This window comes from Gluconobacter sp. Dm-74, from assembly GCF_018256135.1.
GTDB lineage: Bacteria > Pseudomonadota > Alphaproteobacteria > Acetobacterales > Acetobacteraceae > Gluconobacter > Gluconobacter cadivus.
Map to the genome: position 1 here is coordinate 45,273 of NZ_JAERLX010000002.1, position 15,685 is coordinate 60,957.

At 58.4% G+C, this 15,685-nt stretch carries 14 protein-coding genes and 1 tRNA gene; 8 read left to right on the forward strand and 7 right to left on the reverse strand.

Annotation, left to right across the window (positions count from 1 at the left end; genetic code table 11):
* Window positions 1-41: 41 nt before the first annotated feature.
* Together JK208_RS03390 and JK208_RS03395 are read right to left on the reverse strand one after the other, a co-directional pair.
* On the reverse strand, window positions 42-923 hold the full coding sequence (locus tag JK208_RS03390) for a prephenate dehydrogenase/arogenate dehydrogenase family protein (RefSeq protein WP_211574371.1): 882 nt from the start codon (window positions 921-923) through the stop codon (window positions 42-44).
* Entirely contained in the window at window positions 920-2,095 is a 1,176-nt protein-coding gene (locus JK208_RS03395; RefSeq protein ID WP_211574372.1) for an HpnL family protein, read from the reverse strand. Before JK208_RS03395 ends, JK208_RS03390 begins: the two co-directional genes overlap by 4 nt.
* 134 nt (window positions 2,096-2,229) lie before the next feature.
* On the opposite strand from JK208_RS03395, the gene hpnA reads away from it, so the two are divergent.
* From hpnA to hpnC, 3 genes are read left to right on the forward strand one after another with little or no spacing between them, the layout of a single operon-like run.
* Complete coding sequence (gene hpnA, locus JK208_RS03400; protein ID WP_211574373.1) at window positions 2,230-3,225, forward strand: hopanoid-associated sugar epimerase; 996 nt, start codon at window positions 2,230-2,232, stop codon at window positions 3,223-3,225.
* On the forward strand, window positions 3,225-4,367 hold the full coding sequence (locus tag JK208_RS03405; protein ID WP_211574374.1) for a glycosyltransferase: 1,143 nt from the start codon (window positions 3,225-3,227) through the stop codon (window positions 4,365-4,367). The genes hpnA and JK208_RS03405 overlap by 1 nt, the downstream gene beginning before the upstream one ends.
* Complete coding sequence (gene hpnC, locus JK208_RS03410) at window positions 4,364-5,227, forward strand: squalene synthase HpnC (RefSeq protein WP_211574375.1); 864 nt, start codon at window positions 4,364-4,366, stop codon at window positions 5,225-5,227. Before JK208_RS03405 ends, hpnC begins: the two co-directional genes overlap by 4 nt.
* A gap of 29 nt (window positions 5,228-5,256) precedes the next feature.
* Here the strand turns inward: hpnC and JK208_RS03415 are convergent, their stop codons facing one another.
* On the reverse strand, window positions 5,257-6,426 hold the full coding sequence (locus JK208_RS03415; RefSeq protein WP_194268405.1) for a pyridoxal phosphate-dependent aminotransferase: 1,170 nt from the start codon (window positions 6,424-6,426) through the stop codon (window positions 5,257-5,259).
* A gap of 80 nt (window positions 6,427-6,506) precedes the next feature.
* Complete coding sequence (locus JK208_RS03420; RefSeq protein ID WP_194268407.1) at window positions 6,507-6,965, reverse strand: cupin domain-containing protein; 459 nt, start codon at window positions 6,963-6,965, stop codon at window positions 6,507-6,509.
* Between the two features lie 136 nt (window positions 6,966-7,101).
* Here JK208_RS03420 and hpnD point away from each other — a divergent pair, with 136 nt between their 5' ends.
* The 4 genes from hpnD to JK208_RS03440 all read left to right on the forward strand — a co-directional run bounded on the left by hpnD (window position 7,102) and on the right by JK208_RS03440 (window position 11,976).
* Complete coding sequence (gene hpnD, locus JK208_RS03425) at window positions 7,102-7,977, forward strand: presqualene diphosphate synthase HpnD (protein ID WP_211574376.1); 876 nt, start codon at window positions 7,102-7,104, stop codon at window positions 7,975-7,977.
* A 3-nt stretch (window positions 7,978-7,980) separates the two neighbouring features.
* Complete coding sequence (gene hpnE / locus JK208_RS03430) at window positions 7,981-9,276, forward strand: hydroxysqualene dehydroxylase HpnE (RefSeq protein ID WP_211574377.1); 1,296 nt, start codon at window positions 7,981-7,983, stop codon at window positions 9,274-9,276.
* Window positions 9,277-9,349: 73 nt separating this feature from the next.
* Complete coding sequence (gene shc / locus JK208_RS03435) at window positions 9,350-11,344, forward strand: squalene--hopene cyclase (RefSeq protein ID WP_211574378.1); 1,995 nt, start codon at window positions 9,350-9,352, stop codon at window positions 11,342-11,344.
* The gene (locus JK208_RS03440) at window positions 11,344-11,976 is read left to right on the forward strand and encodes a hypothetical protein (RefSeq protein WP_211574379.1); all 633 of its coding nucleotides are present in this window, start codon (window positions 11,344-11,346) and stop codon (window positions 11,974-11,976) included. The genes shc and JK208_RS03440 overlap by 1 nt, the downstream gene beginning before the upstream one ends.
* Here JK208_RS03440 and JK208_RS03445 read toward each other — a convergent pair.
* The 3 genes from JK208_RS03445 to JK208_RS03455 form a co-directional block, all read right to left on the reverse strand.
* A complete protein-coding gene (locus JK208_RS03445; RefSeq protein ID WP_211574380.1) occupies window positions 11,944-13,305 on the reverse strand; it encodes a sodium:solute symporter family transporter in 1,362 nt (453 codons plus the stop codon). The two genes, JK208_RS03440 and JK208_RS03445, sit on opposite strands and share 33 nt — an antisense overlap.
* Window positions 13,306-13,391: 86 nt before the next feature.
* Window positions 13,392-14,189: an RlmE family RNA methyltransferase gene (locus tag JK208_RS03450; protein WP_194263053.1), complete on the reverse strand. Its 798-nt coding sequence runs from the start codon at window positions 14,187-14,189 to the stop codon at window positions 13,392-13,394.
* Window positions 14,186-15,307, reverse strand: coding sequence for a Ppx/GppA phosphatase family protein (locus tag JK208_RS03455; RefSeq protein WP_194268423.1), 1,122 nt, complete (start codon window positions 15,305-15,307; stop codon window positions 14,186-14,188). Before JK208_RS03455 ends, JK208_RS03450 begins: the two co-directional genes overlap by 4 nt.
* A gap of 157 nt (window positions 15,308-15,464) precedes the next feature.
* Between JK208_RS03455 and JK208_RS03460 the strand changes: the two genes are divergently transcribed.
* Window positions 15,465-15,538 (forward strand) — tRNA-Gln (locus JK208_RS03460).
* Window positions 15,539-15,685 lie beyond the last annotated feature (147 nt).

Sequence of the window (15,685 nt, forward strand, 5' to 3'; positions counted from 1 at the left end):
GGGACATAGCCCGGCAGCAGATTCATGCATCTCAAAAAATCTCAGGCCTGACGGTTTTCGATCAGGGTTCGGCGGATCGCGCGTCCACGTTCGATCTTGCTGGTTATAGTCGCTTCGTCACCATGACGGATCGCATCCGCCATGGCCTGCGTATCGGCTAAGAACCTGTCGAGGGTACCCAGCAAGGCCTCACGATTGGCGAGAAAAATATCCCGCCACATAACCGGATCTGAGGCTGCAATCCGGGTGAAATCCCGAAATCCCGAAGCCGCATAGTCCAGTACCGCTGCGCGAATTTCGTCCGACAGATTATCGGCGGTATCGCAGATCGTGAAAGCCAGAAGGTGCGGCAGGTGACTCACCATGGCGCAGATCTGGTCGTGCTGTTCGTCAGACAGGATTTTCGTCCGGGCGCCACACAGATTCCAGAGTGCCTGGATTTTGGCGATCGCTTCCGGAGCAGATCCTTCAGGCGGCACGAGAAGCGCCCATCGATCTTCAAACAGGGTTGAAAAACCGGCGTCCGGCCCGGAATGCTCGGTTCCCGCCATGGGATGGCCCGGAACATAGGATATGCCTTCGGGCAGGATCGCCTGAATCGTCGGCCCAAGCTGGCCCCGCACCGACGCCACGTCCGTGAGAATGCTGCCGGGCTTCATGTATGGAAGCACCTGTCGTGCGACTTCTTCCACCGCACCAACAGGAACACAGATCATGACACAGTCCGCCTGCGCCGCAACGGCTAAATCAGGCGTCGTGACATCCGCAATCCCCAGTTCCTGAACCCGTTCGCGAACATGCGGCTTCGAGTCCGCTGCGATCAGGGTTCCGGCAATCGTGCAAGTTTCTTTGGCACGTCGAAGGATGGACGAGCCGATCAGTCCCGGACCGATGACACAAAGGGAACTGAAAAGCGGCGTCATAACACGCGTCTTGCTGTCGCGAAGGAGCTGTCTTCGGGAGTTTTTCCGTCTCGGGACACTGCTTCTTTCTTGATATTCCCGGTAAGAGCCGTCACGGCTGGCGCAATGACCTTTTTGCGAAGAGAGGCAGTGGCTGGTTCGTTTTCCAGCTTTGCCGCAGAGCGTTCATGACGAAGACGCCGCATCTCAACGAACTGCCAGATCAACAGAACCGGAATACCAATCAGGATATCCCGGCCGCGACGCAGAAGCGAAAGGCTAAGGGACACTTCCGCATCCACGCCGAAGATCATCCCAAGCGCGACATAAGCGGCTTCCTGAACCCCAAGCGCGCCCGGAACCAGAAAACCTGCCGACATAATGCCGCAGACTACGCCTTCAATGGCAACGGACGAGAAAAATCCGACATGCGCGCCAAGAAGCTGAAGTCCCAGCCACGTCATGGCAGCACTGCCCGTCCAGCATACCAGATGACAGAGCGCTCCCAGAGAAATCCGGTCCGGGCGGCTCCAGAGTTCCTCCAGTCGGGACTGGAAAGCGGCGGTATTTCCGATCAGCGACTCACGCCACTCCGCAGCGATATGCCGTCCAAGGAATGTCGCAACCTTGCTGACCGTCGCCCCACCGCGCTGCTGGGTCCAGATGAAACCGGCAATTCCGAGGCTGAGCAGCGCCATTCCGCCAATGAGCGGCCAGACAAATCTGGCAGCGTCATGATGACCGATAAGGCAGAGCAGTGCGATCAGCACGAAGGCAATCTGCCCCAGAACTTCTGTTGTGATGTCCACAAGATTGGCAGCGACGGCTTCGGGCCAGTGCAGTTCTTCGCCCTGTTCAGTTCTTGGGTCCACACCCGCCATTGTTGCACGAACACCAATAACCATTCCGCCAAGCTGGGAGAAGGGCAGGCAGGCTCCCGCACTGTCCCGAACAAGCCGTGCGGCCATCAGGCGTTTGACGCTGAGAATGGGAACGGCTGCATGCCAGGCAATCCCCAAACCCACATCCACCACAAGCTGACAGGCCGCAAGGAGCAGGAAGCCGCCAAGCCCGACTTTGGAGAGCGCTTCCATGACAGGATGGATACCGGCTCTGGCCGCAATGAAGGTGAACAGGGCCACCCCGAGAAGGGAAAGGAGAACAGGGAGAGTTTTTTTCAACGTCTTCGTCACATGCCGTTTGCACACGATCTATCGCAGGTATCGTTAATATTCCACCCTCACAGACGCTTTCCCCGAAAAGCCGGGAGGATTATGCTGTCATAAATTGCAACCATCTGCTGATGACCCAAGGAGACACTGCCACCATGAACGATGTCACACTCGTGACGGGGGCTACCGGGTTTGTCGGCTCTGCCGTCGCCCGCGTCCTTGAAGAACGCGGACACCGCCTGAGGCTTTTCGTTCGCCCGACATCCGACCGTTCAAATATTGCGGAGCTTGACGCGGAAATCGTTGTCGGAGATCTCGCCGATCCGGACACGCTCGCTCCGGCACTGAAAAACGTCAAAACCCTTTTCCACGTCGCTGCCGATTACCGACTCTGGGTTCCGGATCCGGAAATCATGATGAAGGCCAATGTGGAGGGCACGCGCAACCTGATGCTGGCCGCTCTGGAGGCCGGGGTAGAAAAAATCATCTACTGCTCGTCGGTTGCGGCACTTGGCCTGTGCAAAAATGGCGAATCAGCTGATGAGAACACTCCGGTTACGGAAAGTCAGGTCATCGGGATCTACAAGCTCTCGAAATATCGTGCGGAACAGGAAGTCCTGCGGCTGATCCGCGAAAAGAATCTGCCCGCGATTATCGTCAATCCCTCCACCCCCGTTGGCCCCCGCGACATCAAACCAACACCAACGGGCCAGATGGTTCTTGACTGCGCCAGCGGAAACATGCCGGCCTATGTCGAGACGGGTCTGAATATCGTCCATGTCGATGATGTCGCGGAAGGCCATGCTCTGGCTCTGGAGCGGGGCAAGATCGGCGAGAAATACATCCTTGGCGGCGAAAACATCATGCTGGGAGATCTTTTTCGCATGGTCAGTCAGATTGCCGGGGTGAAGCCGCCGGGGATCAAGCTCAAGCAATCCTGGCTCTACCCCGTAGCTCTCGTATCCGAATGGCTGGCACGTGGGTTCGGCATTGAACCGCGGGTGACGCGTGAAACACTGGCCATGTCGAAGAAGCTAATGTTCTTCTCATCGGACAAGGCCAGGAAAGAACTCGGATACACCCCGCGCCCGGCCCGCGATGCCGTGACAGATGCGATCGTCTGGTTCCGTCAGCATGGGCGGATGAAATAATGCTGTTCGGAACCTCACTGACCAGCCTGGGAGCCTGGATCTATCTTTCGCTGTTTCATGGAAAGTTCTGGCAGAAAGGCCCCATTCTTGAGCCAAAATCCACCCCGGATGCAGCTCCGGATGTGGCCATCGTTATTCCCGCACGGGACGAAGCCGAGTCAATCGCAGCCTGTCTGACGTCTCTTCTGGAACAGGATTATGATGGCAAGCTGTCCATTATCCTGATCGATGACGAGAGCACGGATGGAACGGCCGATATTGCCCGTGCCCTGCCTGATCCGCATGAGCGTCTGACAGTCATTACAGGCGCTAAACGTCCCGCAGGATGGAGCGGCAAGCTCTGGGCCGTCCATCAGGGAGAACAAGAAGCGCTGACACGGATCGCCCCCTATGGATACGTCCTCCTGACCGATGCCGACATCATGCACGCGCCAGAGCATCTGGCCTCTCTGGTCGCCAAGGCACGGGAAGACGATCTGGACCTTGTCTCGGAAATGGTGGCGTTGAACTGCGAGAGTCATGCGGAGCGCTTTCTGGTTCCAGCGTTCGTCTATTTCTTTGCCATGCTCTACCCGTTTTCGCGGATCGCCAGCGAACACTCCCGCATTGCCGGGGCTGCGGGGGGAACAATTCTCCTGCGTCGTCGGGCCCTGGACCGGATCGGCGGGATCAAGGCACTGCGCGGCGCACTGATCGACGACTGCACTCTGGCGGCTCATGTCAAACGGTCCGGTGGGCGGCTCTATCTGGGACACAGTGCTCTGGCATGGTCGATCAGGCCGTATCGCGGCATGAAAGATGTCTGGCACATGATTGCCCGCACGGCCTATGTGCAACTACGCTACTCGCCACTCCTCCTGTTGGCGACCATTCTGGGAATGGCCATGATCTGGCTGCTTCCCATCGGCCTCACACTCTTTGGCAAGGGGCGGGAACGGCGGATCGGACTTCTGACCTATCTCCTGTCGTGCCTGACCTTTGTCCCCACACTCCGCCGTTTCGGCCTGCCGCTGTGGCGCGCCATTCCTCTTCCACTTGTTGCGGCTTTTTACATGGCCGCAACCATCGGCTCAGCCATCGACCACCATCGTGGTGTTGGTGTGCGGTGGAAAAATCGTTCCTACACGGATGAAACATCGTGACAGACACCATCTGGGGGACGAAAGACGTCACCTCCGCCAAAGGCAAATCCGACGAAAATTTTCCCGTTGGATCATTTCTGATCGCCCCGCGTCTGCGGCCTTACGTTCACACCTATTATAATTTCGCGCGTGTCGCGGATGATATGGTGGACACGACTGAGCTGACGCCGTCTGAAAAGATTGCACGCCTCAAGGGCATGGCAGCCGTTATCCGGGGTGAGATCACAGCTCCTCAGCGCGCGGACGCACAAACAGCGGTCAAACTTCGAGACGTCCTCCTCCAGACAGGCGTCCCACTTGAAACAGCAACGGATCTTCTCGAAGCGTTCTGCATGGATGCCGAAAAGAACCGCTACGAAAGCTGGGACGAACTGCTGCATTACTGCAAATATTCTGCCAACCCCGTGGGGCGGTTTCTGCTCCTGCTACACGGCGAGGCCGAAGAAACGCTCGTCCCATCCGATGCGCTCTGTTCCGCACTTCAGGTCATCAATCATCTTCAGGATGTCGCGGGCGATCTGAAGGATCTGGACCGCTGCTATGTTCCGCTACCGTGGCTGGAAGAAGAAGGCGTCTGTCTGGATGACCTGCGTCTGGTCCGCAGCAAACCGGGCGTGCGTCGTGTGTTCAACCGGATGCTGGATGGTGTGGATGTTCTTAACAGGAACGCGAGGACCCTGCCGCTGCTCGTCCGGGATCGTCGGATGCGACTGGAAGCTGCCGTCATTGTGGAACTCTGCCACATCCTCACCGCTCGCCTGCGCCATCAGGACCCGCTTTTAGAACGCGTCGCCCTGACGAAAGCAGACGGTGCAAAGGCCCTGTTCCGAGCCCTGCGCCATTTCCCTGCCGTCGGCTGAATCGCAACGGCAGGGTTATCTGGACCAGATCAGGTGTAGATCTGGTCCAGTGCGGTACAGAAGGTCTTCATTTCATCCATGGAGCCAACCGTAATCCGCGAAGCATTTGGCCAGATAGGCCATGAGCGACCGATCAGAACATTCTGCTTCAGGAAGGCGTCCTGAATGGGCTTTGCCGGCTTCTTCCAGTCGATGATGAACATGTTTGCATCAGACGGAATGAAATGAATGCCCCGCTTGCGAAGGTGCTGGAACGTCATGTTGCGGGCCGCAATCATCTCCTCCTTGCGGGCCGCGATAGCGGACTTCATGGTGAGGCTCATCGTACCACAGGCCATGGCCGGAACCGGAAGCATCGAAGTGGCGCTTTTCCCATCATAGCGCATCATGCTTTCATGCAAATCAGGTCTGGCGAATGAAAGGCCAAGACGCATCCCAGCCATGGCAAACATCTTAGAGAACGTCCTGAGAACAACGACGTCCTTGTTCTTCGCCACCAGTTCCACGGCACTCGGCGCATTCGAGAAGTGGATATAAGCCTCATCCACCAGCACGACCGAACCCTTGGGCTTGTTCTCGACCAGCCATGCGATATCGCGCAGCGGCGTCAGCGTTCCCGTCGGATTGTTGGGAGAGCAGATATAATAAACACCAGCATTGGGATCAGCAGCCAGCATGGCCCGGACATCTGTCTTATAGCCGTTTTTCGCTGTCAGCGGCACACGGGCCAGAGGAATTTTCAGCCAGTCTGCCGCGACCCATCCGGCCTCATAGCTGGGGTCAGCCGTCACAAGGCCGCGGGTGGGTGAGCAGAACGTCACGATGGCACGGGCGAGGGGATCGGACGAGCCACACCACGTCATGACATGGGTCTGGGGAAGTCCTTCGACATTGGAAACCGTCTTGATAAGGTCATCACGCATGTGACCGGTCGGATCGTAGCGATTACTCTGAAAAACCGAGGATGCGCCAGCCTGTGCAGCTTCCGGGAAGGGACCAGTCCAGCATTCATTGCTACCAAGACGGGTAACGCCCTCGAAATTGATCCCCGACGGAAGAATATCCGCGCGGGCTGAGTTTGTCAGGGCCTTTACGGTCGCACCTGCGGCCAGAAGTGTAGCAATGCGCCCGAAGCTGCGCCGGGAATATCCCCGGGCAAGAAGGTCACTACGGGCGGCGGAAGAGAGGGGACTGGTCATTGTGGGCCATACTCCAGACTAGGGCCGGAACATGTTAGTTCCGAAACGTTTTCCCTGTCAAAGCACACCCGAAGATATTTTCAGTATTCTTTCTGCTGACCAGGCAGAGGGATGGACGTCGGCTTTCCGGGCGAACCGGCATAAGTCAACAAAAGAACCGTCTGGCCGTCGCCCGTGACGCCACGATGAACATCATTGACCGATTCCGCGAAGGCTTCGCCTTGATGAAACGTCCGCTTTTTGCCGCTCTGCCGATCCTCGATCGTGAGCGTTCCTTCCAGGACATAACCCGCATTCGGATACGGATGAACATGCCAGGGAAGGGCGGAATGCGCAGGAATGGTCAGCTTAATCATACTGAGCATCGGTCGCGTGGTCGGGTAGTGGTCGTAGGGCGTGCCATTCCAGGAATGATCGTCGGCAAGAAGATGTTCCGCATGCCCGCTGGCCGTCGTGGGAGGCGCTGTCTGGGCAGAGGCGAGGGGAGCGACCAGCACTGCGGCAAGAACGGTGGCGTTTTTCAAAGAGAGAACACGCATGACGAAAGACTCCTTTTCAGGTGTTGCCTTTTGGCATCATATTAACACAGGGCAGCCCTTTCGGTTCAGGTCATCTTTGTCTCGCCGGGATTTGGGTCTAGAACCCTGATCTTCTGAAACGAGACAGGGGACAGACATGGTTTTCAGCAGGATGCGCGCTTCTTCAGGTCTTCCCTGCGCGCAGGCCGATCTGGATCATGTCGAAAGGATCGTCACCGCCTCGGGAACGTCCTTTGCCCGTGGAATGCGTATCCTCCCGGCGGACCGCCGTCAGGCGATGTTCGCGGTCTATGCTTTCTGTCGTCAGGTGGACGATATCGCCGATGGCGATGCAGGCGTTGCAGACCCTATGGCCGCCCTTCAGGACTGGCATCGTCGCATCGACGGCCTCTATGAAGGGATCGCGACGGATGCGCTCGACCGTGTTCTGATCGTGGCAATCCATCGTTACCAGCTTCAGCCTCAGGACTTCCACGACGTCATTGACGGCATGGCCATGGATTGCGGAGCGCCAATCGTCGCACCGGATGAGGCGACGCTGGATCTGTACTGCGATCGTGTGGCGTCGGCTGTCGGGCGCCTGTCGGTCTGCGTGTTCGGAGATTCTTCCGACAATGCCCGGCGCGTTGCCTATCATCTGGGGCGCGCGCTTCAGCTGACCAACATTTTGCGCGATATTTCCGAAGATGCGGGCCGCGACCGGCTGTATCTTCCATCCGAACTCCTGACCCGGTTCGATGTCCCGAAAAATCCGCACGAAGCGCTTTACGCTCACGGTCTGGATCAGGTGGGGCGCATCCTTGCCCAACGTGCACGGGATCATTTCCGGGACGCGCGGAAGGCCATGCAACTGTGTGACAGCAGCGCAATGCGCCCCGCACGCATGATGGCTGCGTCCTACGCGCCCATCCTTTCAGCCCTGCAAAAGCGCGGCTGGAAAACACCCGACATCGCCCCGAAAGTCTCCAAACCCTTGAGACAGCTTCGTACCCTCGCAGCGTATGTGAAGTAACCCATGAGCCACGTCCACATCATCGGCGGTGGTCTGGCAGGCCTCTCCGCCGCAATCGAACTGGCGGCACAGGCCCGCGTCACCGTTTACGAATCAGGCCCGGCCTGTGGCGGCCGGGCGCGTTCCTTTCACGACCGCTCTCTCGACGCCCGGATTGATAACGGTAGCCACCTGATCCTGTCCTCGAACGATCTGACCTTCCGCTATCTGGACATTATCGGCGCGCGTCACACTCTGACCGGACCGGGATTACCGATCTTCCCCTATTACGATCTGGAAGACAGCCTCGCCTGGACGCTGCGCCTGTCGAAGGGAAAGATGCCTTTCTGGGCGCTTCCGGGCGGACGGCGCGTTCCGGGTATGAAGCTGTCCGAACTGGCCTCTCTCGGACGTTTCCTGCGCGCAGGCGACAGAACGACCGTGGAGAGCTGCCTCAGCTCCGGCCAGTTGAGCCGTAGGCTGCTGATCCCGTTCGCCATCTCGGTTCTCAATACAGACATCCATACAGGCAGCGCCAAACTCCTTGGCAATGTGATCCGCAAGTCTCTTGCCAAGGGAGGCATGGCCTGCTGCCCATGGTTTCCAGCCGTCGGTCTGTCCGAAACCCTGATCGATCCGGCCGTCGCCTATCTCAAACGCTTTCATGGCAACGTGCGCACCGGCGTCCGCGTGAGTGCCATCGAACAGCAGAACGGTCGCGCCACGGCACTGGAAACCGGGGAAGGGCGGATTGAACTCGGCCCTGAAGATCAGGTCATTCTGGCCGTTCCGGGGCCAGTAGCACAGTCCCTGCTACCGGGACTGACAGCGCCTGACGCTTTTGAAAGCATTGCCAACGCGCATTTCCGCCTTCCTGCTAAAGTTCAGGCACGGGGCGTTGTGGCTCAGGCCGGTTTCGTAGGACTGGTCGGGGGCATTTCGGAATGGATTTTCCTGAAAGGGGATATCCTCTCCGTGACCGTCAGCGCAGCCAACCGCTACGCGGATCGCAGCAACAGCGAACTTCTGGCCACGATCTGGTCAGAAATCAGACGCGCGCTCGATCCCGTTCTATCGCAGCCGCTGCCGGTCGCCATCCCACCGTCGCGTCTGGTATGGGAAAAGCGGGCGACGTTTGCCGCAACGCCGGAACAAAACCTCCTGCGTCCGGGAGCCAGAACCGACCTCGTCAATCTGGCACTGGCCGGAGACTGGACGGAGACCGGACTGCCCTCCACGATCGAAGGCTCCATCCAGTCCGGACTTCAGGCCGTCGCTGCTCTGGGCTTCCGGTCCGCCGTAGAGAACACAGGATCGTGATGAGCGGTCGTCCTGTCATGATTGTAACACAGCTCCCGCCTTTGAGGACTGCCTGTGTCGGAAGAGCCGAACAATGCTGATCTATTCTGATATTCTGGAAAAGGAGGATCGCGTGAGCGAAACCTTGTCCCGTCAATCGGTCGAACCCGATGAGATCAACCATGCCATCGAAGGCGCACAGAACGCGCTGGGCGGGAAACAGAAATCAGACGGTCACTGGGTTTACGAACTCGAAGCCGATGCGACGATCCCAGCAGAATATGTCCTGCTCGAACATTATCTCGACCGGATCGACCCGGAAAAACAGGCCAAGATCGGCGTCTATCTGCGTCGGATTCAGGGCGATCATGGGGGGTGGCCGCTTTATCATGATGGCGGCTTTGATCTGTCGGCGAGCGTAAAGGCTTACTTCGCCCTCAAGGCGATCGGGGATGACATCAATGCGCCCCACATGCGTATTGCCCGGGAGGCCATTCTCGATCACGGCGGGGCCGCACGAACCAACGTGTTTACGCGGATCCAGCTTGCCCTGTTCGGGGAAGTCCCCTGGAATGCAACGCCCGTGATGCCTGTTGAGCTGATGCTCCTGCCACGCAAGGCGTTCTTCTCGGTCTGGAACATGTCTTACTGGTCGCGGGCTGTGATCGCACCCTTGCTGGTTCTCAACACGCTCCGCCCCAAAGCTATCAATCCACATGGCATCCATGTGCAGGAACTGTTCGTCAAGCCGCCCTCCGAAGTCACGGACTGGATCCGTGGCCCGTACCGCTCGGTCTGGGGACGCTTTTTCAAGCATCTTGATTCTGCCCTGCGCCCCGTCCTGCCGCTCATTCCACAGAGCGTGCACAAAAAAGCCCTGAAAGCCGCCAGCGATTTCATCGAGCCGCGTCTGAGCCGGGGAGGGCTGGGTGCCATTTATCCCGCCATGGCGAATGTCGTCATGATGTATCGCGCGCAGGGTGTCCCCGATAGCGATCCACGCGCCATGACCGCATGGGAGGCGGTACAGGACCTGCTGGTGGATCATGGCGATGAAATCTATTGCCAGCCCTGCGTCTCGCCGGTTTGGGATACTGGCCTGTCCGGCCTTGCGATGATCGAAGCCGCTTCTGGCCCCGCTGGCACCAAGCATGAAGAAACGCTCGCTTCCCTGAAAAAGAGCGCCGAATGGCTTCGGGAACGCCAGATCCTGAACGTCAAGGGCGACTGGGCCATCAACACACCGGACCTGCGTCCTGGTGGCTGGGCGTTCCAGTACGAAAATGACTACTACCCGGACGTCGATGATACCGCCGTCGTCGGCATGCTGCTGCATCGTGTTGATCCCGAAGGCAGCCGCGAGGCGATCGCACGTGCGCGGGAATGGATCATTGGCATGCAGAGCACCAATGGTGGCTGGGGTGCGTTCGATATCGACAACGATCTCGAACTGCTCAACCACATCCCGTTCTCTGATCATGGCGCGCTTCTGGACCCGCCGACGGCCGACGTTTCGGCCCGCTGCATTTCTTTTCTGGCCCAGCTTGGCGATCCGGACGACCGTCCTGTCATTCTCAAGGCACTGGAGTATCTGCGCTCCGAGCAGGAGCCGGAAGGCTGCTGGTTCGGTCGTTGGGGCACGAACTACATCTATGGGACTTGGTCTGTCCTGTGCGCGCTGAATATCGCCGGTGTGCCGCATGACGATCCGATGGTTCTGCGTGCCGTGAACTGGCTCGAAGGCGTCCAGCGTCCTGATGGCGGCTGGGGTGAAGACTGTGCGACCTATGAAGGGGGCACTGCGGGCGAATACAACAAGAGTCTGCCCTCCCAGACGGCCTGGGCTGTTCTGGCCCTCATGGCCGTCGGGCGCCGCGAGAGCGACGCCGTCAAGCGCGGTGTTGCGTATCTGGTCACTCAACAGAACGACAAGGGGGAGTGGCAGGAAGACGCCTATAATGCCGTTGGTTTCCCGAAAGTCTTTTACCTGCGCTACCACGGCTATAAGCAGTTCTTCCCGCTGACCGCACTGGCCCGCTATCGCAACCTTGGCGCAAGCAACAGTGGCAAGGTGGAGTACGGGTTCTGATGCTGGGCATTCTCGCAGGGCTGAAACAGGAAGCCCGTCTGATCCGGCGCTTTCTGCCGGATGCCCCTCTTGCCCTGAGCCATGCGACGCCTGAGGGCGCACGACAGGGCGTGGAGCGTCTGCTTCGCGCGGGTGTCACGGAACTCCTGTCTTTCGGCTGTGCGGGAAGTCTTTCGCCAGAAGCGCCTCCCGGCACTGTTATCGTGGCCCATCATGTGCATCATGAGAACCGAAATATTCCCTGCGATCCCGCTCTGAGCCAAAGGTTTGGCTCTGCCTTCGCACGCCGGGGCGGCATTCTGCATAGCGATGCGCTGGTTGAATTCGCCTCTGAAAAGGCACGCTATTTTACCGAAACGCACTGTCTTGCAGTGGATATGGAAAGCGGTGTCGTGGCGCAGAGTGGCGTCCCGTTTGCCGTCCTCAGGGTTGTTTGCGACGACGCCACACAGGACCTGCCTCCTGCGGTGAAGACCAGCGTGAAGGATGGCGCGGTATATATTCCCGGACTGATCGGCTCGCTTGTCCGGCATCCGTTGCAGATCGGCGGTTTGATCCGCCTCGGCAAAGAAGCTGCCCTCGCGCAGCGCGCGATGGCGTCATTTCTTCAGGCCAATCCGCCGCAGACCTGAAAAGACCTTCGCTCCAGCGAACGTGGCCGTAACTCCCGCAGGAACGAGCCAGGGAAAAGCGATGGCATGTCCTTCGATCCTGACAAAGGACATGAGACCCAGCGCGCCAACAGCCGAGACAAAGCCGAAAATTGCCGCCTTCTCATCCCGCGAACGGCCAATCATCGCCAGCAGGAATACCCCAAGCGTCGCACCATAGCTGTAGGATGCGATGGAAAGTCCAAAGACGACAGCCGATCCATTGGGCCGTGAAAACAGCAGCGCGGTCAATACAAGAAGGCCGGCCCAGATAACCGTCAGACCCCGCAGGGAAAATTTCGCGCGCGACAGGAAATCGGCCTTGGTCGCCGCTGCCATGGCATTCATCGCGCTCGACAGAGATCCCATGGTCGCAGCCAGAATACCCGCAACCAGCAAGCCGCTCAGAACGGGAGGCAGCGTCAGGATAAACTGCGGAAACAGAGCATCCGGCCTCGCACCCTGACCCGGCATGAGATCGCGCAGCGCAACCCCGATGCATGACAGCAGAGCGAACAGCAGCCCCACGATAAAGACACTGCCGATCATCGCCGCCCGCGCGCCGTTGAGTGTTTTTGCCGCAAGACAGCGTTGCAGCATCAACTGGTCCGTTCCATGCGATGCCAGAGCCAGAATAGCGCCCCCGATCACAGCGCCAGCTATGGAAAACGGATCCGTAAAAGGCGGCATCCCATGGCTGAAAACAGGCGCCCAGTGAAAAGGGGCCACGCCTGCACGAGACCAGATCACAGCCAGACAGGCGATGCTTCCGCCCAGATAAAGTCCCAACTGGAGGCTGTCAGACCAGACAACCGCCCTCAACCCACCTGCCACGGTATAAGCCAGCGTCAACAAAACAATCAGAACTAACAGAAGCAGATCCGGGACGGCGTAGCCCATGCTGACAAACAGCATCGATACGGGAATCATCCCGGCGTAAAGTCGAACACCTTCGGCGACGAGACGGGTTGCAAGGAATGTTCCGGAAAGAATTTTCTGAAGTTTCGTGCCAAATCTCTGACCGATATAGCGATAGATCGACGTTGCACCGCGTTCGTGCAACGGCAGGAACCAGAGCGCAACCGCGATACGCCCAACGAGATAACCCGCGGCCAGACCAACGAAAACATACCCTTTAAGGTAAGAAACCCCCGGAACACTGACGATAGTCAGGGTGGATGTTTCGGTCGCGACAAGGGATAGACAGATTGCCCAGGGAGGAAGATCCTTACGCGGCTGACGGGCCAGCGTAATCGAAATGACAGGTAGCAGGCAGAGATACAGGAGAATAACGAGCAAACTTACAGTCATTGAAAATTATTACTTTTCCGGAATGGTGTTCCTGTAAGAAAAGGGAGGCAAATACCTCCCCTTTTCTTCTTCTCATATTCAGCCCGTCAGGAAGGATTAGTCAGGCGTTCAGGCCGAAACCCTGTTGCCACGACGTAAAGCTCACTTGATTCCTTGCGTGATGCAGGCGGTTTAACGTGCCTGACGCTGGCAAATGCGGTTTTCATCGTCGCCAGCATGTCTTTTTCCGAACCGCCCTGAAAAACCTTGGCGATAAAGCTGCCACCCTCGGCCAGAACCTGAAACGCAAAATCCAGCGCGCCCTCAGCAAGACCCATGATCCGCATATGATCGGTTGCGGCGTGCCCTGTCGTGTTGGGCGCCATGTCGGACATGACCAGATCAGCAGGACCGCCCAGCATCTCTTTCAACCGATCAGGCATCTCGGGATCGGTAAAGTCTCCCTCAATAATCTCTGCTCCGGCAACAGGATCAACCGGAAGCAGATCAAGCCCGACAACATGCTTTGCCCCCCGCTTGACCGCAACCTGCGTCCAGCCGCCCGGAGCAGCACCCAGATCGATGATGCGGGTCCCTTCTTCAATCAGCTTAAAGCGATCGTCGATCTCAATCAGTTTAAAAGCCGCACGAGACCGCCAACCCTGCTTGCGGGCCGCCGCGACATACGGATCGTTGAGCTGACGGTTGAGCCAGCGTTGCTGGGCCGTCGTGCGTCCACGCGCTGTTTTGAGCGAAACGGTCTTGTTGCGGGCCGTTTTTGACGTTGCGGAATCACGTGTTGCGTCGTTTTCACCGGGATTGGAAGCACTTTTCAGAGCCTTTCCCGGAATACGCTTCGGTCCCGTATCCTTACTGGAACCGGAACGGGATCTTGGCGACTTCATAGTGTGGCATATGTCCCGAATGGGCCCCTTGAACGGGGCGTGGCATGACGACTGGTCGTGTGGCGCCCCTTGCCGGAACGCTGACCATGATCGCGGGCCATACGCAGCAACATCCCATCGCGCAACCCCCGGTCTGCAATCGTGACGTCTTCGACCGGCCATAAACGATGGATGGCTTCGAAGATTGCGCAGCCCGGCAAGACGAACTTCATACGCTCAGATCCCACGCAGGGATGATCCGCCAGTTCTTGATTATTGAGACGCCGCAGACTTCCAATGGCATCCACCATGCTCGACCCCGGAAGCGTCAGTCCATCAATCGCCGCACGATTATAGCGGGGCAGGGAGAGGGCCACTCCGGCCAGCGTCGTTACGGTTCCAGACGTCCCGATCAGACGTGTCTTTCCGTGTGTAACCTCACGCCGGATGCGATGTACGTTCTCAAAGCCATTCAGATACTCCTGAACATGGCTGACCATCGTCTCATAAGAAGGGCCATGACCTTCACCAAACATTTCCTGCAGCGTGATCACGCCCACAGGAACGCTCGTCGTGCCAATGAGTGTCTGCGTCTCCCGTTCGGGGTCAATCCGCACCCATGCGACTTCGGTAGACCCACCACCGATATCGAAAAGAACGCCCCGATCGGCGCGAACAGGTCGATGTTCCGGCTGACGGAAAAGGGGAGAACAACTCTCAAGAGCCAGCTCCGCTTCTTCACGGGCCGTGATGATATCGATCGTCAGACCCGTCTCATGCTGCACACGCGCCAGAAACTCGCGGCCATTGGCAGCCTGACGACAGGCCTCCGTCGCAACCGCACGAACATGGACCAGAGGCCACTGTCTCATGCGCTCCGCACAGACCCGCAGGGCATCGAGCGCGCGCTTCATGGAATCTTCGGCAAGCCGCCCGCTGGCACGCAGGCCTTCCCCAAGCCGGACAGAGCGGTTGAAACTGTCCACGACACGAAAACCGGTCGGCGTTCCAGCAGCGATCATGAGGCGGCAGTTGTTGGTGCCGAGATCAATGGCGCCAAAGAACGGACCCGTACGTCTTGCAGACGCATGAACAGGCATCGGGCCTGACAGGTTGTGATCCGTTCCGTACCTCATCATATGTTTCGGCTCCCGCTTGCCCGTGATCTGGGACCTTGGAAATGCAGCATGGGGCGCGGGGGACCCTGCTCGCAAGAAAAATATGTGTTTTTTCAAAAAAATGTCCTGATCGCTCTTGCGCCCCACGGGGTCGGTTGATAAACACCCTCTCACCGCTTGGGAGATAGTTTAGCGGTAGAACTACCGGCTCTGACCCGGTCAGCCCTGGTTCGAATCCAGGTCTCCCAGCCAAGAAAATCCTCAGAAAATACCGCAAAAAAAAGAGACTTCCCCTCAGGGGGCAAAGTGCTCTATGAGGACCCGCCAACGGCCGGTCGGCCTTCTGGCCTCCGGTTCACACACATCGCGTCTTTCACGACGCATGACGTAACGGGGGCA